This is a genomic window from Kitasatospora sp. NBC_01246, from assembly GCF_036226505.1.
Taxonomy (GTDB): domain Bacteria; phylum Actinomycetota; class Actinomycetes; order Streptomycetales; family Streptomycetaceae; genus Kitasatospora.
This window is the reverse complement of record NZ_CP108484.1, coordinates 8,052,953-8,074,105: the sequence shown is the minus strand read 5'-3', so window position 1 is coordinate 8,074,105 and position 21,153 is coordinate 8,052,953. Positions and strand designations below refer to the sequence as shown.

General features: G+C 75.2%; 17 protein-coding genes. 8 read left to right on the top strand and 9 right to left on the bottom strand.

All coding sequences use genetic code 11. The features are described 5' to 3' along the window. Positions 1–208 precede the first annotated feature (208 nt). Both OG618_RS33930 and OG618_RS33925 read left to right on the top strand, forming a co-directional pair. On the top strand, positions 209–571 hold the full coding sequence (locus OG618_RS33930) for a DUF1304 domain-containing protein (RefSeq protein ID WP_329491460.1): 363 nt from the start codon (positions 209–211) through the stop codon (positions 569–571). Beyond that, the gene (locus tag OG618_RS33925) at positions 568–1,122 is read left to right on the top strand and encodes a TetR/AcrR family transcriptional regulator (RefSeq protein WP_329491459.1); all 555 of its coding nucleotides are present in this window, start codon (positions 568–570) and stop codon (positions 1,120–1,122) included. The genes OG618_RS33930 and OG618_RS33925 overlap by 4 nt, the downstream gene beginning before the upstream one ends. A gap of 120 nt (positions 1,123–1,242) precedes the next feature. On the opposite strand, the gene OG618_RS33920 is transcribed toward OG618_RS33925, so the two are convergent. Further along, positions 1,243–2,202 (bottom strand): JmjC domain-containing protein, encoded by a 960-nt coding sequence (locus OG618_RS33920; protein WP_329491458.1) that lies wholly within the window; start codon positions 2,200–2,202, stop codon positions 1,243–1,245. Positions 2,203–2,342: 140 nt separating this feature from the next. Beyond that, the gene (locus OG618_RS33915) at positions 2,343–2,534 is read right to left on the bottom strand and encodes a hypothetical protein (RefSeq protein ID WP_329491456.1); all 192 of its coding nucleotides are present in this window, start codon (positions 2,532–2,534) and stop codon (positions 2,343–2,345) included. Positions 2,535–2,809: 275 nt separating this feature from the next. On the opposite strand from OG618_RS33915, the gene OG618_RS33910 reads away from it, so the two are divergent. Next, the gene (locus tag OG618_RS33910) at positions 2,810–4,627 is read left to right on the top strand and encodes an AfsR/SARP family transcriptional regulator (RefSeq protein ID WP_329491455.1); all 1,818 of its coding nucleotides are present in this window, start codon (positions 2,810–2,812) and stop codon (positions 4,625–4,627) included. A gap of 84 nt (positions 4,628–4,711) precedes the next feature. Here the strand turns inward: OG618_RS33910 and OG618_RS33905 are convergent, their stop codons facing one another. Genes OG618_RS33905 through OG618_RS33890 form a run of 4 tightly spaced genes read right to left on the bottom strand, consistent with a single transcriptional unit; the run spans position 4,712 to position 9,672 of the window. Next, a complete protein-coding gene (locus OG618_RS33905; RefSeq protein ID WP_329492380.1) occupies positions 4,712–5,347 on the bottom strand; it encodes a GAF domain-containing protein in 636 nt (211 codons plus the stop codon). A 32-nt stretch (positions 5,348–5,379) separates the two neighbouring features. Continuing rightward, complete coding sequence (locus OG618_RS33900; RefSeq protein WP_329491454.1) at positions 5,380–6,306, bottom strand: S8 family peptidase; 927 nt, start codon at positions 6,304–6,306, stop codon at positions 5,380–5,382. Then, positions 6,303–9,467: an adenylate/guanylate cyclase domain-containing protein gene (locus tag OG618_RS33895; protein ID WP_329491453.1), complete on the bottom strand. Its 3,165-nt coding sequence runs from the start codon at positions 9,465–9,467 to the stop codon at positions 6,303–6,305. Before OG618_RS33895 ends, OG618_RS33900 begins: the two co-directional genes overlap by 4 nt. A 16-nt stretch (positions 9,468–9,483) precedes the next feature. Next, positions 9,484–9,672 carry a hypothetical protein gene (locus OG618_RS33890; protein ID WP_329491452.1) on the bottom strand — a complete coding sequence of 63 codons (189 nt, stop codon included), beginning with the start codon at positions 9,670–9,672 and terminating at the stop codon, positions 9,484–9,486. A gap of 273 nt (positions 9,673–9,945) precedes the next feature. Between OG618_RS33890 and OG618_RS33885 the strand changes: the two genes are divergently transcribed. Genes OG618_RS33885 through OG618_RS33875 form a run of 3 tightly spaced genes read left to right on the top strand, consistent with a single transcriptional unit; the run spans position 9,946 to position 14,651 of the window. Then, entirely contained in the window at positions 9,946–11,130 is a 1,185-nt protein-coding gene (locus OG618_RS33885) for a radical SAM protein (protein WP_329491451.1), read from the top strand. Positions 11,131–11,146: 16 nt separating this feature from the next. After that, complete coding sequence (locus OG618_RS33880) at positions 11,147–12,589, top strand: MFS transporter (RefSeq protein ID WP_329491450.1); 1,443 nt, start codon at positions 11,147–11,149, stop codon at positions 12,587–12,589. Then, positions 12,582–14,651, top strand: coding sequence for a prolyl oligopeptidase family serine peptidase (locus OG618_RS33875; RefSeq protein WP_329491449.1), 2,070 nt, complete (start codon positions 12,582–12,584; stop codon positions 14,649–14,651). Before OG618_RS33880 ends, OG618_RS33875 begins: the two co-directional genes overlap by 8 nt. Positions 14,652–15,024: 373 nt before the next feature. Here the strand turns inward: OG618_RS33875 and OG618_RS33870 are convergent, their stop codons facing one another. Together OG618_RS33870 and OG618_RS33865 are read right to left on the bottom strand one after the other, a co-directional pair. Next, positions 15,025–15,417: a ribonuclease gene (locus tag OG618_RS33870; RefSeq protein WP_329491448.1), complete on the bottom strand. Its 393-nt coding sequence runs from the start codon at positions 15,415–15,417 to the stop codon at positions 15,025–15,027. 216 nt (positions 15,418–15,633) lie between these two features. Next, positions 15,634–16,554, bottom strand: a complete 921-nt coding sequence (locus OG618_RS33865; RefSeq protein WP_329491447.1) for a LysR family transcriptional regulator — start codon at positions 16,552–16,554, stop codon at positions 15,634–15,636. Between the two features lie 87 nt (positions 16,555–16,641). Here OG618_RS33865 and OG618_RS33860 point away from each other — a divergent pair, with 87 nt between their 5' ends. Together OG618_RS33860 and OG618_RS33855 are read left to right on the top strand one after the other, a co-directional pair. Then, complete coding sequence (locus tag OG618_RS33860) at positions 16,642–17,589, top strand: NAD-dependent epimerase/dehydratase family protein (protein WP_329491446.1); 948 nt, start codon at positions 16,642–16,644, stop codon at positions 17,587–17,589. A 1-nt stretch (position 17,590) separates the two neighbouring features. Next, a complete protein-coding gene (locus OG618_RS33855; protein ID WP_329491445.1) occupies positions 17,591–18,517 on the top strand; it encodes an aldo/keto reductase in 927 nt (308 codons plus the stop codon). 78 nt (positions 18,518–18,595) lie between these two features. Here OG618_RS33855 and OG618_RS33850 read toward each other — a convergent pair whose 3' ends face one another. Further along, positions 18,596–21,016, bottom strand: a complete 2,421-nt coding sequence (locus OG618_RS33850) for a PKD domain-containing protein (protein WP_329491444.1) — start codon at positions 21,014–21,016, stop codon at positions 18,596–18,598. Positions 21,017–21,153: the final 137 nt, after the last annotated feature.

Here is a 21,153-nt window from a genome sequence, read left to right as displayed (position 1 = left end):
CCCTCGGCGGTGGCAAGGCGGCGGAACCGTGTGAGAGCGCTCTCAAGCGTCGACACACTGTCTCGCCCCGCCGGACGGCGGTCAAGAGACGAAGCGGTGGAACTTCCTTGTGGGCTCTGTGACTTCACCTTGTGAAGGGTAGGCCTGCGGCGAATTCCTGGACATGTGTCTATAATTGCTGGACGACAGTCCAGAAAGGGGCCCCGTCATGGGCATCGTCGCGAGCACGCTGGTGGGCCTGGTGGCCGCACTGCACGGATACATCCTGGTGCTGGAGATGTTCCTCTGGGAGCGGGCTCCCGGGCGGAAGCTCTCCGGCTTCGACCCGGAGACGGCCCGGGCCACCGCGCCGCTGGCCGCCAACCAGGGCCTCTACAACGGCTTCCTGGCCGCCGGCCTGGTCTGGGGCCTGATCGCGGCGGACCCGACCGGCTTCCGCGTCCAGGTCTTCTTCCTGTCCTGCGTGGTGGTCGCGGGCCTGTACGGGGCGGCGACCGCCAACCGCCGGATCCTGTTCGCCCAGGCCCTGCCCGGCGCGCTCGCGCTGGCCGCGGTACTGGTCGCCGGATGACCGACGCACGGGCCGACCGCACCCGCGCCCGGCTGCGCGAGGCCCTGCTCGCCGAGTGCGCCGAGCGCCCGCTGGCCGAGGTCGGCGTGGCCGCCGTGGTCCGGCGCGCGGGCGTCGGCCGGGCGACCTTCTACCTCCACTACGAGGACCTTCGGGCGCTCGCGGTGGACGCCTGCGCGGAGGTCGTCCGGGACGCCGTGGACGCCCTGCACGCCTGGCGCGGCATCCCGGACCCGGCCGCACCGCCGCCCGCCCTCGGCGCGTTCCTCACGGAGGTCGAGCGGCACGCGGCGGTCTACCGCTCGCTGCTGCTGCCCGGCGGCGCCGGACCGCTGGGCGAGCTGCTCCACCGCGAACTCCGGGAGCGCAGCCGCACCGAGCGGGAGCTGGCCGGCGCGCCGTACGCCGAGCTGGTCGCCACCGCCGTCGCGGCGACCTTCACGGCGCTGCTCGCGGACTGGCTGCACGCCCTGGTGCCCGCCACCGCCGACGAACTCGCCGCGCACAGCTGGCGCCTGCTGATCTCGCTGCACCGCACCCCGTTCGGCTGACCGGCCCGCGGGCAGTGCGGGCGCCGGTCAGGCGGCCGGCGGGCGGTACAGGCACCGGTCAGGCGGCCGGCCGGCGGTACAGGCACCGGTCAGGCGGCCGGCCGGCGGTACAGGCACCGGTCAGGCGGCCGGCGGGGGCTCGGCGGCCTCGGGCGCCGGCTCCGCGGCGGCGGGCCGGCGCAGCGAGGCCGCCAGACTGCCCGGGGCGGGCGCGGCCGGGGGCTGCTCGGCCCGCAGGCCGTCCAGCGAGATCCGGGACCAGTCGGCGTCCGCCAGGTGCTTCGCCAGCAGCTCGACGCGCTCGCGGTACAGGGCCTCCCGGTCGAGGTCCGAGAAGGCCGGCGGCAGCACCTCGCGCAGCGGCTCGAACCGCTCCCCAGCCCCGGCCAGCAGGCTGCGCAGGACCCGCTCCCAGGTGACGCCGCGCAGGCCGATCGACAGGTGCAGCGACGGCTCGTCCGTGGTGTCGCCGACGTGCACGAAGCCGCGCGGCAGGTAGAGGCACTCGCCCTCCTTGAGGACGACGTCGAGCACCGGTTCGCCGACCTCGGACGGGGCCACCGGGCGGGCCCGGCTCGGCAGCCGCCGCACGGGGGCGCTCACCCGCCAGCGCTTGGAGCCGTGGAGCTGCCGAAGGAAGATGCCCACCAGGTCGAAGTGCGGCGCCGCCCCCCGGGCCCGAGGCGGCGTCAGGAAGGCGGTGCAGTCGGCCTCGTAGCCGGTCTCGCGGGCCACCTCGGCGGCGAAGCGCGCCACCTCCGGGCTGTGGTTCTGGAGCTCCTCCAGGGTCAGGGTCGCGCCGCCGGCCACCTGCTCGGCGACCTTGGTGCCGTCGGCGAGCTTCTCGCGGCTCCGCGGGTTGCTCCCCCGGTTGCGCAGGACGAGCTCCGGTGGGACCAGCTCGCCGTCACGGAAGAGCCGTACCGCGCTCATCGGCAGGCTGCTGTGGATCAGCCGCTCGGCGGTCTCCAGGGAGAACACGTCACCGAGGTCGCCCAGCCCGGTGCTGACGAACGGCTCGCGCTCCCAAGCGGTTTCGAGCGTCGGCAGGTCGTCCACGAGCCGGAGCAGACTGTCCACGGAGGCCTCACAGGGTGGTCGGGTGCCGGGCGGGAAGGCGACGGCCGGCCTGCGCGGTTGCACCCGCACAGACCGGCCCGGCCTCGTCCCGCCGGGGTGGTCCGGCCCGGCGGCGAGTCGGCCGATGACGAAGCGTCGGGCTAGACGCCGGCGGGGCCGTCCGCGGCGCTGGCGTTGAACTGGATCCCGCAGCCCGCCAGGTCCTCGTCGTCCTCGCCCACGCTGTGGGCCTGGACCTCGTCGTCCACGGCACTGGCGTTGAACTGGATCCCGCAGCCCGCCAGGTCCTCGTCGTCGCCGCCCACGCTGTGTGCCTGCACCTCGTCGGACATCGGAACTCCTCTCGCTCGCGCTCGGACGTCGGCCGACGTCACAGTGCGACGCTAGGAGCGGGCGGTTGAACTCCGGTATGTGCGTGGCTTCCTGGCAGCTTGTCCTGTCCCACTCGACCCCCGGGCACCGCTGTTCACCAATCGCTCACCACGTCCTTGCCAGACATCCTCTTCTCGGCGAAGCTACCCGTCGGAGTACAGACGAAGGCGACCGGCCCCGATCGGGCCGGCCCGACCTGTGCCCAATGCGTGGCGCGCTCTGGGGGAGGGGCCATATGACCGGGAACACCGGTGCGGAAAGAACGCTGCGTTTCACGATGCTCGGGCCGCTACAGGTCCGGTCCGGCGAGGACCTCCTCGAACTCGGCCCGTACAAACAGCGATTACTCCTGGCCGCGCTGCTGTGCCGGGCGAACACCGTGCTGTCGGTCGACCAGCTCATCGACGCGCTCTGGGACGGCGACCAGCCCCGGACGGCGCGCAAGAACCTCCAGGTGTACGTCTCCGCCCTGCGCAAGGTCCTGCGGGACCGGATCGGCCACGTGCCGTACGGCTACACCCTGACGGTGACCTCCGAGGAGTCGGACCTGCTGCGGTTCGACGAACTCGCGGCGGCCGGGCGGCAGGCGCAGCGGGCGGGCCACCCGGCCGGCGCGTCGGCGCTGTTCGGCGAGGCGGTACGGCTCTGGCAGGACCGGCCCCTGGTCGACCTGCTCGGCAGCCCGTTCGCGGCCCGCGAGTCGGAGCGCCTCGCCGACCGCTTCCTCGCGGTGTACGAAGACTGGGCCGAGCTGGAGGTGGAGGCCGGCCGGGCGCTCGGACTGCTGGACCGGCTGGCCGAGTTGACCGCCCGGCACCCGTTCCGCGAGCGGCTGATCGTGCTGCACATGACGGCGCTCGACCAGGTCGGCGGGCGGCGGCAGGCGCTCGCCTGCTTCGAACAGCACCGGCAGTACATCGCCCGGGAGCTCGGCCTCGACCCCAGCCCCGTGCTGCAGCAGACCTACCGGGCGATCCTGGCCGGCGGGGGATCGGCCCGGCCGGGCCGCGACCGGCCGCACGAGCACGCCAGGCCCTCCCAACTCCCCCGCGACCTGGCGGACTTCGTCGGCCGCCGGGACGAGGTCGAGGCGGCGGTGGCGGCCCTCACCGGCGGGGCCCGATGTACCGACGTCACGGCGGTGTCGGGCCCGCCGGGGGTCGGCACCACGGCGCTGGCCGTCCACGTCGGCCACCGGATCGCCGACCGCTTCGCGGACGGCCAGGTCTTCGTCCCGCTGGGACACCCCGACGGAACCCCGCGCGACTGGCACGAGGTGCTGACCGAGCTGCTGCGGAGCACCGGTCTCGACCTCACCCCGCCCCGGGAGGAGACCGCGGCGCTGGCCCTGTGGCGGTCCTGGATCGCCGACCGGCAGGTCCTCCTCGTCCTCGACGGCGCGACCGGCGAGTCCCAGGTCCGCCGCCTGCTGCCGGGCCGCGGGCCGACCCGCACGCTGGTCACCTCGGCCCGCCGGCTCAGCGGCCTGGAGTGCGTCCACCGCATCGAACTCGACGAGTTCACCCCCGGCGAGGCCCGCGAGCTCCTGGCGCGCGTGCTCGACGAGCGGCGGCTCGTGGACGCGGACCGGACGCTGCGCCGCCTTCAAGAGGTGTACGGGCTCTCCCCGCTGGTCGTCCGCGCGCTGGCCGCCAAGCTCACCACGCTGCGGCACCTCTCGCTGTCCGAGTACGCGGAGCAGCTGGGCCGGCTGCCCGCCGGACCCCACGAGCTCTCGGTCGGGGGCTGCTCCGTCCAGGACGGCTACCGCCGGTTCCACCAGGGGCTGGATCCGCAGCAGCGGGCGGCGCTCGGCGCGCTCGGCGCCCTGCCGGGGCCGGCCTTCGACCAGGCGGTGCTGCTGGCGGCGCTGGGCGGCCTCGCGGAGCCGGCCGAGCGGATCGTGGAGGAGCTCATCGAGGCCCATCTGGTCACGGTGGCCGAGGACGACGAGGTGCGGGCGCACGCCGTCCGCTACCGCATGCCGAGGCTGGCCCACCGGTACGCCGCCGCCCTGCACCGCGGCCCGGGTCCGCTGCCGGGCGGCTGCTGACACCTGGACGAGACCGGGTGGCGGGCCGGTGCCGCTGACCGGGACGGCCTCGCCACCCGGCCAGCGCGCCGCCCCGCCGCCCGGTCAGCGCGCCATCGCGGCGAGCACCTCGTGCAGGGACTCGACCAGCCGCAGCCCGCTGGCCCGCTGCTCGGGCGCCAGCGCGCCGAGGACCTGGACGATGCCGGCCAGCCGCTCGAACTCCGCACCGCCGAGGGCCAGCGCGCTGCGGGCCGCCCGGCTGCGGACCAGGCCGTGCAGGGCGAGCCCGGCCTGGCCGGCGAAGGCCACCAGCAGGTCCAGGTCGGCCAGGCTGGAGCGGGACTGCGGGTGCGGGTCGAGCACCTGGATGACGCCGAGGATCTCGTCCCGGTGGACGACCGGGGCCGCCATGATCGCGTCCGGCACGTAGCGGGTCCGCTCCGCGAGGTCCTGGGCGAAGATCGCGCTGCCGCGCAGGTCGTCGACCGTCACCGGCTCCCCGGTGTCGGCGACCCAGCCTGCGATCCCCCGGTGCGCCGGGAACCTGGTGCCGACCAGGAAGTCCTCGCCCTCCCCGGAGACGGCCTCGAAGACCAGCTGGTCCTCCTCCCGGTCGAACAGGAAGATCGAGCTGGCGGCGGCGCCGAAGATCGAACGTGCCACCCGCACGATGGAGGACAGCAGTTCGCGGTCGTCCGGGCCGGGATCGGCCAGGGCGCCCGAGATCGCCGCGATCATCGCCGTGGAGTCCGCCGACTGGTCCATGGATCTCACACTCCCCGCACGTTGGCTGCCGTCAGGTAGAGGATCGTCTTCAGCTCGAAGCTCGTCAGACGAGGGTGCTTGCCGAGGATGAGCGCGCTCAGTCCGGTGACGTGCGGCGCCGCGAAGCTGTTGCCGGTGTTGCGGGTGGTGCTGCCGTTCGGCCCGGCGACCTGCACCGCCTGCCCCCGGGCGAAGAACTCCACCGGCGGGTCCGGGTTGTAGAGCACGAGGTCCGAGTCGTCCTCGGCGTGGCTGCCGACCGAGATCACCGAGGAGAACCGCCAGGGGAAGCTCTCGATCCGGGAGTTGTGCGCCGAGGCGACGATCACCGAGCGGTTGAAGTAGGCGTCGTCGGCCATCTCGCGCAGCACCTGGCTGAACTGCGGGCGCGAGGTCGACAGGCTCAGGTTGATCACGTCGAAGCGCTGCTCGATGGCCCAGCTCAGCCCGGCGAGCAGGGCGGCCCCCGTCCCGCCGCCGTTCTCGCCGAGGATCCGGACGCTGTGCAGTTCGCAGCCGGGGGCCACCCGCCGGACGATGCTGGCGCAGGCCGTGCCGTGGCCGCAGGTGTCCATCGGCTCCACCCGTTCCACCGTCAGGCCGCCGTCGCACCCGACCACGGCGTGCGAGGCGACCACCTCGCCGACCAGCGGATGGCCCGCCTCGACGCCGCTGTCGACGACGCAGACCCGGACGCCGCTGCCGTCCGCGCCGCCGTACGCCCAGTCGGGCGTGACGGGCACGGTCTCGGAGGTGGCGACGGGGATGTCGGCGGGGCGGCGGTCGAGCAGGTTCCAGGTCAGCGTGGTGGCCCGGGTGGCGGTGTTGGTCCAGTCGGCGCCACCGGTCCGGTCGGTGACGGTACCGGTCCGGCCGGTGGCGGCGGTCCGGTCGGCGGTACCCGGGGCGGAACCGGTCCCGGTGGCGGTCATCGGCTGCTCCCCTCTCCCGCCGGCCCGCCCGGCCCGTCCGCCCCGCCCGGCCCGCGGTCCTGCTCCCGGCCGGGGTCCCGGGCCAGGCCGAGCTCCTCCGCCAGCAGCCCGGTCCGGGCCGCGCCGACCAGGTGCCCCTTCGCCTCGAAGCGGCGCCGCGCGGCCAGCAGCGCCGCCCGGGCCTGCTTCGGCCGGCCGACCAGGGCACGGGTGTACGCGAGGTCGAGGCAGGCGGTCGCCTGGTCGGCGGGCGAGTCGGTGCGGTGGGCGAGCAGCACGGCCCGCCGGGCCAGCGCGAGGGCCTGCGGATGCTCGCCGCCGAGCGCCCGGATCCTGGCCTGGACGCCGTACCGGTTGGCCTGCACCACCGGGTGCGCGTCGGCGACCGTCAGGTCCTCCACCAGCTCGGCGGCCCGGCGCCACTGGCCCGCCGCGAGCTGGGCGCGGGCCAGTTCGAGCGCGGTGGTGCGGACCAGGCCGCCCGCGTTGAGGGCCCGGGCCGCGTCCAGCGCCTCGCGCAGGGCCGCCTGCGCCTGCTCCGGCCGGTCCGCCAGCGCGGCGAGCGTGCCGTCGAGCAGCGGCCCGAACACCGCGCCCTCGCCGTAGGCGAGCGCCGCCATCGCGCGCCGGACGTCGGCCAGGCACTCGGCGGCCCGGTCGGACCGGCCCTGGAGGGCGTGCAGCACGGTGAGCGGGAACCCGAGCGTGACCCGCACGGCCAGCCGGTCGGCGCCGTGGGTGGCCAGCAGGTCCTCGCACCGGGCGGCGGCGGACGGCGCCGGCTCCGGGCCGTGCCAGAGCGAGAGCCCGGTCGCACCGAGGGTGTTGGCGAGCTCCCGGTCGGCCGCCGCGGCGAGCGAGTGGGTGAGGGCGTGGCCGAGCGCCGCCACCGCCTCGCCGTGCTGCCCGCGCCGCTGGCAGGACCCGGCGAGCACCAGGCGGCTGCGGGCCATGCCGAGTTCGTCGCCGCAGGCCCGGAAGACCGTCAGGCCGTCGACGGCCGCCCGTTCCAGCTCGGCGTCGTCGTGTTCGGACGCGGCGAGGTGCAGCCGGGCGTGGGCGGCCGTTCCCGCCGCGCCGTGCTCGCCGGCCTCCGCCACGGCGCGGACCAGCACCTCGCGCGCCTCGTCGGAGCGGCCGAGTGCCAGCAGCACCTCGCCCAGCCGTTGCAGCACCTCGGGCCGGCCCTGGTCGCCCGGGTCGGCGAGGTCGGCGGCCCGCTGGAGGAGGGTGAGCGCCCACGGCAGGTCGACCCGGCCGAGCGCGCCGACGCCGGCCCGGGCCAGGTGGCGCAGCGCCCGCCGGCGCAGCAGCGGATTGCGCTCGGTGCGGCGGCCGACCGCACTGCGGTACCGGTAGGCCTGCTCCAGATGGGTGCCGACCAGCGCGTCCGGGCGCCCGGCGCGCAGCAGGTACTCGGCGTAGCGCTCATGGAGTTCGCCGCGCCGGACCTTGGTGAGCCCCTCGTAGGCGACCCGCTGGGTCACGCCGTTGACGAAGCAGTAGGCGGCGCCGGCACCGAACGGCCGGCGCATCGGCTTCACCAGGCCGCGCCGGGTCAGGGTGCGCAGCACCGCCGTGCTCACGGCCGGCAGCCCGGGCTCGCCGGCCAGGGCGCCGAGGTCCTCGGCGTCGAACTCGCGCCCCACCACCGAGGCCTGGCGCAACACGGTCCGGTCCGCCTCGTCCAGCCGGTCGATCCGGGCGGCGAGCAGCGCGTGCAGGTTGGGCGGCAGGCCCTCGGTGCCGCCCGCCTCCTCGACCGTCGCGGCGAGCTGTTCCAGGTAGAGCGGGTTGCCGTCGGCCTGGGCCACGATCTGCTCGGTGGCCGCCGGGCTGTGCAGGGCGAGGTCGACCAGGTGGGCGGCGAGGACGGCGGAGTCCGCCGGGGAGAGGCCGGTGACGGTCACCGTGGTCGAGTTCGCCCGGCCCGTTCCCCAGCCGGGGCAGGAGTCCATCAGCTCGGGGCGGGCCAGGCAGAGCACCAGGACGGGCAGCCGGCGCAGGTCCTCCACCAGCCGGTCGAGCAGGGCGAGGAAGGGCTGGTCCGCCCAGTGCAGGTCGTCGACGACGAGCAGCATCGGGTGGTCGCCGGTGCGCACCGTGAGCACGTGGGCGACCGCCGCGCAGGTGTCGTCCTCGGAGGGGGCCGGGGTGCCGTCCAGCAGCAGCCCGGTGCGCAGCAGGGCCAGCGCGGCGGCGGTGGCCGAGCCGTCGAGCGCGTGCCGCCCGGCCTCCTCGGCCAGCGGGGCGACGCACTCGGCGAGCGCGTGCAGCGAGCCGCCGGTGCCGGCCGCCCGGCAGCGGCCGGTGCCGACCGCCTCCGCGGCGGGGGCCGAGCGGCGCAGCCATTCGTCGACCAGGCGGGTCTTCCCGATGCCCGCCTCCCCGAGCAGGGTGAGGACGTGGACGTCGCTCTCCTCGGCCACCCGCCGCCAGGCCAGGTCGAGTTCGCTGAGGTAGCGTTCGCGGCCGACGAAGGGCACGTCGGAGCGGGGCGCGCGCTCGGGCTCGGAGAGGCCCAGCAGGCGGCCGGCCTCGATCGGCCCGGCCACGCCCTTCAGCTCGACCGGTCCGACCTCGGCGACGGTCAGCCCGGAACCGCAGGCCCGCCAGGTCTGCGCGCTGAGCAGGATCTCGCCGGGGCCGGCGGCCTGCTCCAGCCGGGCGGCGACGTTGACCACCTCGCCGGAGACCAGCGCCTGCCGCCTGGCCGGATCGGCCGTGGTGACCACCTCACCGGTGTGCACGCCGATCCTGACCCCGAGCCGGACCCGGTGGTCGCGCTCCAGCTGGGTGTTGAGGCCGTCGAGGGCGGTCAGCATGTCCGCCGCCGTCTCCAGCGCCCGGCGCGCGTCGTCCTCCTGCGTCGCGGTGAGGCCGAAGACGGCCATCACGGCGTCGCCGATGAACTTCTCCACGATCCCGCCACGGGAATCGATCTGACGCTCCATCAGTTCGTAGTAGCGCAGCAGGATCGACCGGAGCACCTCGACGTCGAGCTTGCCGGACAGCTCGGTCGATCCGACGAGGTCGCAGAACAGCACGGTGACGACCCGGCGTTCCTCGGCCGCCGGGGTCGGGGGGGTGACCGGGGTGCCGCACCGGGCGCAGAATCGCGCGTCCGCGGGGAGTTCCGTGGCGCAGGACGGGCAGCTCATCGGTCGGGCCCTCCGGTCAGTACGCCGTCATGTTGCCTATGCACCAGGGGGCTTCGCCGTCGTCCCCGTCCGCGGAGTGCAGGACGACCTCCGGTTCGTCGTCGGCCGGCGCGGCGCCCGGGAGGGTGTCGGGCAGGTCCGACAGGTCGTCGAGCAGGTCGTCCGACAGGTCGGGGGGCAGGTCGGCGGGGGTCGGCTCGGGCACGTCGATCAGCCCTCTTCCATGACGTCGAGGTCAGGCGTTCTGGTCGTCGCCATGAGCCTAGGAGCGGCCAGTTGGGGTTCGGTTTACGTCCGGTATGCCCCCGTCGGCGCCCCGGTCGCCCCACCCGGGCGGACGGTGGATGCCCCGGCCGTCCGACCCGGCCGGAAGCTGCCCGTCAACCTGTCGCATACCGGCGGCAAACCACGGCTGCCTAGCCTCGCGCTGTCAGGGCCCGCCGACGGCGGCCGTTTCCCGCCGACCCCAGGGAGAGCAATGATCGGCACCCGGCTGGACGAGGTGGACGCGCCCCGCCTGATCAGGAGCGACCGCGGCTGGTGGTTCATCGGCAACCGGACGTGGACCCTGCTCAAACCGGAGCACGTCGCGGCCGACGGCCGGGTGCGGCCGGACATCGACGAGTTCCTGCGCGACGCGGGCGCGTACCGGGAACGGACCGCGAAGTCCTTCGCGCTGACGGTACTGACCAGCACGGCCTGCAACCTCGGCTGCGGCTACTGCTTCCAGAACACCGGCCAGGACCCGAAGGGCGGCCACCGCCCGCCCCGGATCAACCTCCGCCGGCTGAACACCCGGACCATCGACCGGATCGTGGACTTCACCGCCGAGCGGATGGCGCAGGCCGGCCTGGACCGGCTCTACCTGCTGCTGTTCGGCGGCGAGCCGCTGCTCAACCCGCGCGGCTGCGTGGAGTTGCTGGAGCGCTGCACGCCCCTGGGGCTCGCCACCGCCGCCATGACCACCAACGGCGTGCTGCTGACCGGGCGGCGGGCCGTCCAGCTCGGCACCGCCGGGCTGCGCGCGGTACAGATCACCTTCGACGGCAGCCGGGAGGACCACGACGCGACGCGGGTCACGCACGCCGGCGGGGGCACCTTCGACACCATCGTCGCCAACGTGGCGGCGGCCACCGAGGCCACCCGGCTCTCCTGGAACTTCCGGGTGAACGTCTCCCACCACAACGTGGACCGGATCGGCGCGCTCTTCGGCCAGCTCGACGGCAAGGTCGACCCGAGCCGGTGCACGTTCACCTACGCCTGGGTCGGCGACTCCGGGATCGGGTACCGCAACGACCTCGCGCGGGCCCGGCAGGTGGAGGACCGCTTCGTCGAGTGGGCGGTCGAGGCGCTCGAACGCGGCTACCGCTTCGCCAAGCCGAGCATGCGGACCACCTGCCAGATCTGCTCCGAGCCCGGCGGCCGCGAGGGCGCCGTGATCAACGCCGACGGCACGCTGTTCAGCAGCTGGCAGTCGGCCGGCAAGCCGGGCTTCGAGGTCGGACACGTCGACCACGGCTACCTGGAGACCGGCTCGGTGGCCGACCGCTGGGTGACCTGCGGCTACGAGTACGAGCAGGCCGACACCGAGGTCATGACGCGCTTCCAGGACAACGTCGACGCGCGGATCCTCGACCACCTGCACGCCACCGGCCGGCTGTAGCCGGGAGGGGGCGGCCATGCTGGCTGGCGTGCTGCGCACCAACCGCGACTTCCGGCGGTCCTTCCTCGCCGACCTCACGTCGAACCTGGGCTCGGCGATGTCGACGATCGCCTACCCGCTGCTGGTGCTGAGCCTGGGCGGCAACGCGGCGCAGGCCGGGGCGGTCGCCACCGTCGCCCTGGTGACCAGGCTCGGCTTCCGCCTCCCGGCGGGCGGTCTGGTGGACCGGTGGAACCGGCGCCGGGTCATGCTGACGACCGACCTGGTGCGCCTGGTGGCGGTGGCCACCATCCCGCTGGTCGCCCTCTGGGGCTCCCCGTCCTACGCCCAACTGCTGCTGGTGGCCGCGGTGGAGGGCATCGCCACCGCGATGTTCGGGCCCGCCAACACCGTGCTCACCCGGGACGTCGTCGCCAAGGAGGACCTCGCCGACGCGCTGGGCATGGGCCAGGCCCTCCAAGCCGCCGTCAGCCTGGCCGGTCCGGCGCTGGGCGGCGTCCTCTACGCCGCCGACCGGATGCTGCCGTTCGCCGTGGACGCGCTCTCCTACGCCGTGTCGGCCGCCCTGATCTGGCGGATCGCCGTCCGCCCCACGGCCGCGGAGCCGCGGGCCGAGGACCGCGGGCTGACGGCGGGCATCCGCTGGCTGGTCCGCCGGCGCGAGCTGTTCGTCATCCTGGTGTACGCGGCCGTCATCAACCTGGTCGCGGCCGCGATCGATGTGATCGTCATCCTGGAGCTGCGGGCGAACGGGGCCTCCGGCTGGGTGATCGGGCCCGTGCTGTCCTGCGCGGGCGTCGGCGGGATCGTCGGCTCCCTGCTGGCGCCGTGGTTCGTCAAGCGGCTGAGCGTGCCGACCATCCTGCTCGGCATCGGGGTGGGCTGGACGGCGGTGCTGGCGGTGTTCACGCTGACCTTCGCGCCCGGGGTGGTCGCCGCCCTGCTGACGCTGCTGATGATGCTCTCGCCGGCCGCCGGCGTGGTGGTCGGGCACGCCCTGTTCGGGCAGACCCCCCGGCACCTGATCGGCCGGGTCAGCGCCGCCACCGGCCTGCTGCTCAGCGGCCTGGCCGCGCTGGGCCCGGTCGCGGCCGGCGCGCTGCTGCAGGGCCTCGGCGGGGCGGGCACCTGGGCGGTGATGGCGGTGCTGACGGCGGCGGTCACCGCGGGCGGCTGGATTCCGCTGCGGACCACCCAACGGCTCGCCGCCGGGCCGGCGGCCGACGGGGACGCGCAGCCGGCGGCCGGGCCACCGGCCACCCCGGACCTGGACGCGAAGGCCGGACCGGCCCCGGGCACCCGGACGGCCCCGGCCCCGGAGGCGGACCCGGAGCAGCCGGCGGAACCCGCCGTCGTCGCGCACGCCGCCCCGCCCGCCCCCGGCCGTGCCCCCGCGCCCGGCACCGGACCCACCGCCGCCCCGGCCGGCACCGACCCCGGGAGGAGCTCGGATGACTGACGGCCCGCCACCGCCCGACCCGTACCGCTGGCTGGAGGACGCCCACGACCCGGCCGTCCAGGAGTGGACGGAGAAGCAGGACGCCCGCTACCGCGCCGCCGCCGACGGCTGGCGGGCGCGCGCGAGTGCCGAGGCCCGGCTCACCGAGCTGTCCGAACGCCTCGGTGCCCGCTCCGCCCCCCGCCCGGCCGGCGCGCGGCTGTTCCTCACCCGCTCGCTCCCCGGCGCCGAACACCCCGAGCTGGTCGTCGTCGAACCCTCCGGCGCCGTCCGGGTCCTGGTGGATCCGGCGCTGCTCGACCCGACCGGCGGCACCACCCTGGAGGAGTGGGAGCCGTCCTGGGACGGCCGCCGGCTCGCCTACCAGGTGGCGTCCGGCGGCACCGAGAACGCCGCCCTCTTCGTCCTGGACGTCGACACCGGCCGCGTCCTGGACGGCCCGATCGACCGGGTCCGCCGCAGCACCGTCGCCTGGCTGCCCGACGCCGACGGCTTCTACTACGTCCGCCGGCTGCACCCCGCGCTCCACCCGGGCGAGGGCCAGTACCACCGCCGGGTCCAGCTGCACCTGATCGGCGCCGACCCCGAGCAGGACGCGGTGGTCTTCGGCACCGGCCGGGCGAAGACCCAGCACTACACCGTGCGGATCAGTGCGGACGGCCGCTGGCTGGTCGTCGGCGCCGCCGCCGGCGCGGTGCCCCGCCGGGACCTCTGGATCGCCGACCTGACCGAGGACCGGCCGGACCGGCCCCGACTGCGCCCGCTCCAGGAGGGCCTCGACGCGCGGTCCCAGCCGCACCTGCGCCCCGGCACCTCGCCGGACGGCCGCTGCTGGCTCACCACCGACCTGCACGCGCCCCGGGGCCGGGTCGTGGTCACCACCCCGGGCGCCCCCACGCCGGACACCTGGACCGAACTGATCCCGGAGGACCCGCAGGCCGTCCTGGAGGACTTCGCGATCCTCGACGGTCCCGATCCGGACCGCCCGCTCGCCCTGGTGGTCCGCACCCGGCACGCCGTCGGCGAGGTCACCCTGCACGACCTGGCCGACGGCCGGCCGCTCGGCCCGGTGCCCGTCCCCCCGCTGGGCACCGTCGGCAAGGTCCGGGTCGCCGCCACCGACGCCCACCGGGCCTGGTTCGTCCACACCGACTTCGCCACTCCCCCGGCCGTGCTCTGCTACGACACCCGCACCGGTGCGGTGACGCCCTGGCCCGTCCCCGGGGCCGCCGTGGCCGAGCCCGGCGTCGACCCGGCCGACGGCCTCGAAACCCGCCGACTCGCCTTCACCTCCCGGGACGGCACCACCGTCCGGATGTTCCTGCTCGCCCGGCGCGGCGGCCCGGACCGCCCCCGGCCGGCGATCCTCACCGGCTACGGCGGCTTCGGACAGTCGCTGACGCCCGGGTACGCGCCGGAGGCCCTCGCCTGGGTCCGGGCCGGCGGGGTCTACGCCGTCGCCAACGTGCGCGGCGGCGGCGAGGAGGGCGAGCAGTGGCACCGCGACGGGATGCTCGACCGGAAGCAGAACACCTTCGACGACTTCCACGCCGCCGCCGACCACCTGGTGACAACCGGCTGGACCACCCCCGGACAGCTCGGCATCTGGGGCGCCTCCAACGGCGGCCTGCTGGTGGGCGCCGCCCTGACCCAGCGGCCCGCGAGCTTCGGGGCGGTGGTCTGCATGGCCCCCCTGCTCGACATGGCGCGCTACGAACTCTCCGGCCTCGGGCCGAGCTGGACGGGCGAGTACGGCACGGCCGCCGATCCGGAGCAGCTCGCCCGGCTGCTCTCCTACTCCCCGTACCACCACGTCCGCGCCGACACCCGCTACCCCGCCGTCCTGTTCGCCGTCTTCGACGGCGACAGCCGGGTGGACCCGCTGCACGCCCGCAAGATGACGGCCGCCCTCCAGGCCGCGACCGGCAGCGGGCAGCCGGTCCTGTTCCGTCTGGAACGCGGCGCGGGCCACGGCGCCCGCGCCGCCTCCCGCCGCACCGCGCTCTTCGCCGACCTCCTCGCCTTCTTCGCCGACCGCCTCGGCCTTCCGGCGGGCTTCTGACCCGGGGGGCCGCAGCGCGGCTCACCCCGGGCGTCGCTCCCGCGACGACGGGCCCGTCCGCGGCAGCAGGAGCTTCGCCACGGCCGGCTACGGGACCGATCCGCGCGGGACCACCACCGGCGGCCACGACGACACGACCGCGCGTACGGTCGCCGTCCGCGAGGGCGAGGAGTTCGACGAGCCCGCCCTCGGGGCGGTGTTCCGGCGGATCATCGCCGACAACCGGGCCGGCGGCCGGCGTGCGCCGGAGCGCGGCGGGTGGCCGGGCGCGCCCACCAGGCCGGCCCCCGACGGGTCCGTCGGGGGCCGGGCAGGGCGGCGGAGCGGGGTGAGGGGCCGGTCAGCAGGGTGAGCAGGTCAGCAGGTCAGCAGGTCAGCAGGTGAACTTGATCAGCCGAAAGGTCGCGTAGTGGTCGCCGGTGTAGTAGTCCTCCCGGTACGCCTGGCCGGTGACGATGCGGCGGGCGCCGCGGGTGGGCGAGCCGGGGGTCACCACGGTGTACTCGTGGTAGTAGCCGGTGGACCTGCTCGGCAGGACGCGCTCGCGGTTCTGGAAGACGACGCCGTCCTGGGAGTACGGGAACGGGCCGTTGCTCGCGATGAGGTCGAGGGTGTGGTCGGCCTCGGCCGGCAGCGCGGAGAGGCACACCGAGCCGCTCACGGTGGCGTGGGCCTCGGTGGCGGTCACGGCAGGGGCGAGGGTCAGCAGGGCGACGACGGTGACGGCGGCGGCGCGCGTCTTCCACGCGCGTAGAGTGCGGGTCATGACAACAGTGTGACCAGGCACGGAGCGGCACCGGAAGGCCTGATCCAACTCTTCACCTGCGGGTAAGTCGCCGGACGGACGGGCGACTTGAACCGTACTCGGGCGGCCGGAAACCCGGCGCACGGACGCCCGCGCGCCGAACGTGCGCCCGGGCCGTCCGGACAGCTCCGAACGGCCCGGTCGGCCCGGTCGGCCCCGTCAGCCTCATCCGGTCGGTCAGCCCCGGACCCCGCGCCCGCCCGCCGCGGCCCCCTCCCGGAGCAGCGCGGCCAGCGACTCGGCGTACGGCGACGGGCGCCGGCCCCGGGCGACGGCGATCCCGAAGTGCCGGGCGGGGCGGGGCGCCACCACCGGCACCACCCGGGTGCCGGGCAGCACCGGGTCGAGCGCGACGGACGGGACCAGCGAGACGCCGACCCCGGCCGCGACCAGGGTGCGGGCGAAGAAGTAGTCGGTCGTGGAACCCGCCACGCGCAGTTCGAAGCCGGCCACGGCCGCGTACCGGCGCAGGAAGGTCTCGGTCTTCAGGCAGCCCAGCACCCAGCGTTCCTCGGCGAGTTCGGCGAGGTCCAGGGCCTCGCGACCGGCCAGCCGGTGCCCGTCGGGCAGCACCACCGAGAGCGGATCGTCCATCAGCGGGGTCCAGTCGAGGCCGGAGCGGTCTCCGGGGAGCACCGGCAGGGGGCCGTCGAAGTGGTAGGCGAGCGCGAGGTCGGCCACCCCCTCGCGCACCATCGGCAGGCTGTCCTCGGGCTCCCGTTCCAGGATGCGCAGTTCGACCTCCGGGTGGTCGGCGGCGAACCGGGTCAGCGCCGCCGGCAGGAGGTGCCGCCCGCCGCTGGTGAAGGTGGCGAGGGTGAGCCGGGGCCGGGCCGCGCCCAGCCGGCCGATCTGCTCCTGCGCGTGGCGCAGTTCGGCGGCGACCGCGGTGGCCGCCTCCACCAGCAGCTGTCCGGCCTCGGTGAGCCGCACACCCCGGGTGGAACGCTCCACGACCGCCGTGCCCAGGCCCCGCTCCAACGCGGCGACCTGCTGGGACACCGCGGACGGCGTGAGCCGCAGGGCGGTGGCCGCCCGGTTGAAGCTCCCGTGCTCGGCGACCGCCCGCAGCACGCCGAGCCTCCGTACGTCGATCATCGCGCTCCCTCGGTCGACAGCTCTGCTGATGACTCGTTCAGCAGGTCGGTAGTTCCGCTGATGACGGTACGGCAGCAGAGTGGGGGCATGCGAAACGTCTGCGTCATCGGCGGAAGCCGGTACTTCGGCCTGCACCTGGTCACCCTGCTACGGGACTCCGGTACCCGCGTCACCCTCGTCAACCGCGGCTCGACCCCGCCGCCGCCCGGGGTCGACCACGTCCGCGCCGACCGGTCCGACGAGACCGGGCTGGCCGCCGCGCTCGGCGGCCGCGACTTCGACGCGGTGATCGACCAGGTGCTCTACACCCCCGTCCAGGCGGCCGTCGCCCGCCGGGTGTTCGCCGGCCGCACCGGCCGGTACGTGATGACCTCGACGATGGAGGTGTACGACCCGGCCACCTCGCCCCTGGTGCGCACCACCGAGGGAGTTCCGGTGCCCGAGTCCGCCGTCGACCCGCTCCGGGCCGTCCCGTCGGAGCTGCCGTGGCACGATCCGGCGGCGCTCGCCCGGCGCACCGACGAGGCGACCGGGTACGCCGAGGGGAAGCGGCAGGCCGAGGCGGTGCTCGCGCAGGATCCGCCGTTCTCCTGGGCGAGCGTGCGCAGCGCCCACGTCCTGGGCGGCGGGGCGCGGGACTTCACCGGCCGGCTGGCGCACTACACGGAGCTGATCGCGGCCGGGCGGCCGGTCGCGGTGCACGCGAGGCCGCGGCCCACGTCCTTCGTCCACCACGAGGAGATCGCCGCCGCGCTGGTGCGGTCGGCGGCCTCCGACGACGCCGGTCCGGTGAACGCGTGCTCGCCGGACGCGCTCGACGTGGTCCGGCTCTGCGAGCTGATCGCCGACCGGCTGGGGACCACCGCCCGCTACCGGGTGACGGCCGGCGAGGACGCCTCGCCGTTCTCCTTCGACCGCTGGTACCCGATGGACGACCGGCGCGCCGTCGCGCTCGGCCTGCGGTTCTCCCCGCTGGCCGACTGGCTGCCGGGCGCCGTGGCGGACGCCGCCGCCCTCTCCCCGAGGGAGGTGTGACGTGCGACAGCGCACCATCGGCGCCGCGGCCGTCGGCGCGATCGGGCTGGGCGCGATGCCGCTCTCCGTCGAGGGCCGCCCGGACGAGGCCTCCGCCCTGGCCACCCTGCACAGCGCGCTCGACGCCGGGGTCACCCTGATCGACACCGCCGACTCCTACCACTGGCACGCCGGCGAACTCGGCCACAACGAAAGGCTGGTGGCCCGCGCGCTGGCGAGCCGGACCGCCGCCGACCGCGCCGCCGTGCTGGTCGCCACCAAGGGCGGGCGCGGCCGGCCCGGTGACGGCTCCTGGACGGTCGACGGCCGCCCGGACCGGCTGCGGCAGGCCTGCGAGGGCTCGCTGCGGCGCCTGGGCGTGGCGGCGATCGACCTCTACCAGCTGCACAAGCCCGACCCCCGGGTGCCGTGGGCCGAGTCGGTGGGCGCCCTGCGCGAGCTGCTGGATGCCGGGAAGATCCGGGCCGCGGGGATCTCCAACGTCGACGAGGGGCAGATCCTGGTCGCGCGGGACATCCTGGGCGCCGGCCTGGTCTCGGTGCAGAACCGCTTCTCCCCCGCCGTCCGCCGCGCCGAGCCGGAGCTGCGGCTCTGCGAGCGCCTGGGGCTGGCCTTCCTGCCGTGGAGTCCGCTCGGCGGGCTGTCGCGCAGCGTCCTCGACGGCCCCGACGACGTCGCCGTCACGTCCGGCGCGTTCCACCGGATCGCCGCCGAGCGGGGCGTCTCGCCCCAGCGGATCGGCCTGGCCTGGCTGCTCGCACTGTCCCCCGCCGTCGTCCCGATCCCGGGCGCCCGCCGGTCCGCCAGCATCCGCGACTCCGCCGCGGCCGCCGACCTCACCCTCACCCCGGCCGAACTCACCGAACTCTCCGAACTCAGCTCACTCGCCGCACCGTTCGGCCCGGCACAGCCCGGGCCCACCGGGTGAGGCGCCGGCCGTCGAAACGGCGGAGGGCCGGGGCACGCGGTCGCTGCGCGCCCCGGCCCTCCGCCGGCCCTGCCCGGATCAGCCGTAGATCGTGAAGACCGAGTCGCCCTGCCCGCCGTAGGCGTTGCTCAGGGCGAAGACGTGGCTGCTCGGACGGAAGATCCCGAAGGTCGTCCGGCCCCGGCCCAGCCAGTCGCCGACCACCGGAAGGTCGCCCTTGACGCCGTAGGCGGCGGTGGAGACGCTGCCGTCGTCGTGCCGCAGGATGAACAGGTTCGGGTCGCCCTCGTTCCGCCCGGGGCGGAAGACGCCGAACTGGGCGTGGTGCACGCCGTCCCAGTCACCCACCACCGGAAGGTCGCCCTGGTCGCCGAAGCCCATGGTGGAGACGCTGCCGTTGTCGTGCCGCACCGCGAGGGTGCTGGTGCTCGGACGGAAGATGGCCAGCTGGTCGTGGCCGTTGTGGTCCCAGGCACCGACCACCGGGAGGTCGCCCGGCTCCCCGAACTGGACCGTGGAGACGGACTTGTCGGAGTGCTGCAGGGCGAAGGTGCCCGTGCTCGGACGGTAGATCCCGGACTGGCACTGGCAGGTGTTGTCCCAGGCGCCGACCACCGGAACATCCCCCGGGTCCCCGAGGCTCCAGACCAGGTTCGCCTGGCCGGAGGCCTTCTGGTAGGAGAGCGCCCAACGGCCCTTGTCGAAGAGCCCGACGTGGCTGGTGGGGCCGCCGAAGTAGCCGGCGAACGGCACGCCGGCCTGCGGACCGGCGACGTACAGCTGGGTCCCGGTGCTGCCGGTCCGGCCGTGGTCGTCGACGACGGTCTCGGTGACGGTGTACGTGCCGGCCACGCCGTAGTCGTGGGTGACACCGCTCGGCGGGGTCGGTCCCTCGCTGACGGCCGGGGCCGTGCCGTCACCGAAGTCGATGACGTAGCGGGCCACCGGCCAGGGGCTGACGGTCCGGTCCGTGACGGTGACCCGGGCGACGGTGCGATCGGGCTGGTACACCCCGAAGGACGGGCGGAGCTCGCCCACCGGGGCCAGCTTCACCGTCCCGGTGGAGGTGCGGACCAGGCCGGTCTCGCTGGTCGCGGTGAGCGTCAGCGTGTAACTGCCGCCGGCCGGGTAGTCGTGATCGATCGTGATGTTGCCCGAGTTCACCGGGACCGGCGCGGTGCCGTCACCGAAGTCCAGGGTGGCGCCGACCGGTGCCCAGCCGGGGGTGTACCAGACCGTGGCCCGGGCGTTCAGCGGGTGCCCGGTGGTCGAGTAGGGCAGCGCCGACACCATGACGCTCATGGTGTCCTGCAGTTCCACGGCGCCGCGGTCCTGGTAGCCGTTGCCGGTACCGGTGTTGGCGATCTTCGGGTGGTCGGCGCGCGGGTCGCCGTAGAGGTCGGTGTCCAGGGCGCCGGGCGCCGAGGCGTCGGCGGCGTCCGTCAGACCCTCGACCGCGATCGGCCGGTAGTCCGAGGTCGACTGGGAGAAGCCCGGGTCGGCCCCGTTGTCGTGGGCGCCCTGGCCGGTGGCCCGGAAGGCCGCCGCCGTGGCGTAGGAGGTGCCGCCCCACGCGTAGGCGGCCGCGCCCGGCGCGGGCTGGACGCTGTTGTAGTCGACCTTGGTGCCCTGGGTCGAGCCCGCCGACACCGTCAGCGCGACCGAGGAGACCGGTACGCCGCCGCACCAGTCCGCCGGGCGTTTCGCCAGCACGTTGTTCTCGACGGTCGCGCCGGAGGAGTTGCCCGCGAGTTCGATGTCGCTCAGGCAGTTCCGCCCGAAGGTGTTGCCGACCACGACGGTGCCGGGGGCGTCGGTGACCAGCACGCCCCGGCCGTCCGTCTCGGTCACCAGGTTGGTGGTGAGGACGGTGCCCGTCACCCCGGCCTCGACCGCCACGCCGATCGGGCCGGCCGAGGCGATCTGGCTGCGGCTCACCGTGACGCCGGCGCTGTGGCCGGTGATCCGGACTGCCGGGCCCGGCTGGGCCGCGCCGCCGCTTCCCGCGCCCACGATGGTGCGGTCCAGGACGATCCGCTCGGAGTCCTTGACGAGCACGCCCTCCTGCGGGGCCATGATCTGCAGGCCCGTCACGGTGACGTCGTGCACGCCCGAGATGAGGAAGCCGTAGCCGGGTGCGTCCGGCCCGTCCTGCTGACCGACCTCGACGCTCGTCGCCGGGACCTTGTAGGGGATGTCGGCCTTGAAGACGATCGGCTTGCCGGGCAGGCCCGAGCGCCTGACCGTGATCATGCCCTGGTAGGTGCGGTTCGGGGCGATCTGGACGGTCTGCCCCGGCTGGGCCGCGTCCGCGGCGGCCTGGATGCCGCAGTACGGCTGGGCCTGGGTGCCGACCCCGGCGTCCGAGCAGTGCGCGGTGGTGCTGTTGTCCACGTAGAGCACGGCGGTCTCGGCCTGCGCGACCGAAGGCAGCGCGGTTCCCGCGCCGGCCGAGCAGGCGACGGCGATGGCTATGCCAACGCGACGGTGGAACGACAAAGTTGATCCCCCTGGTGTGACGTTCTGGTGGCGCGCCGATCCAGGGGACGCCGAGAGACCCAGGGCGTCCCTCCTGCGCGGCGATCAGTATCCACGACGTCGCCGCAGCTCCGCACCCCGGTATCGGAGCTGCGGCG